Origin of the sequence: uncultured Psychromonas sp., from assembly GCF_947489755.1 — a bacterium.
Taxonomy (GTDB): Bacteria; Pseudomonadota; Gammaproteobacteria; order Enterobacterales; family Psychromonadaceae; genus Psychromonas.
The window spans coordinates 1-345 of record NZ_CANLFB010000090.1; the positions used below are offsets into that span (position 1 = coordinate 1).

Consider the following 345-nt stretch of genomic DNA (forward strand, 5'->3'; position numbering starts at 1 on the left):
CCAGTATCATCGCCTGTCACAACAGATAAGTCGTCAACACCGTTGATAGTAATAACAATTGCTTGTTCAACACCATCACTCGTCATAACTGTGATCGTATCGGTTAACGTTTCATTTTCATCTAATGCTTGAATAGCCGCTTGCGTATTATCCGCTGCGTATGTCCACTCACCGTTTTCATCAATAGTAATATCACCGTAAGTGCCCGTCACTGTCGCTGCTGTAAAGGTAGTGGTATCGTTCGTATCAACGTCCGTAAGCGATAAGCTACCCGTTGTGCTTAACGTGGTTGCATCCGCATCTTCTGTCACTGCGCCTGTATCGTCGCCTGTCACAACCGATAAA

1 protein-coding gene is annotated in these 345 nt (G+C 45.5%); it reads right to left on the reverse strand.

Annotation, left to right across the window (positions count from 1 at the left end):
• The coding region (locus Q0794_RS18140; protein WP_298944284.1) for a VCBS domain-containing protein at positions 1-345 on the reverse strand (345 nt) is incomplete at both ends.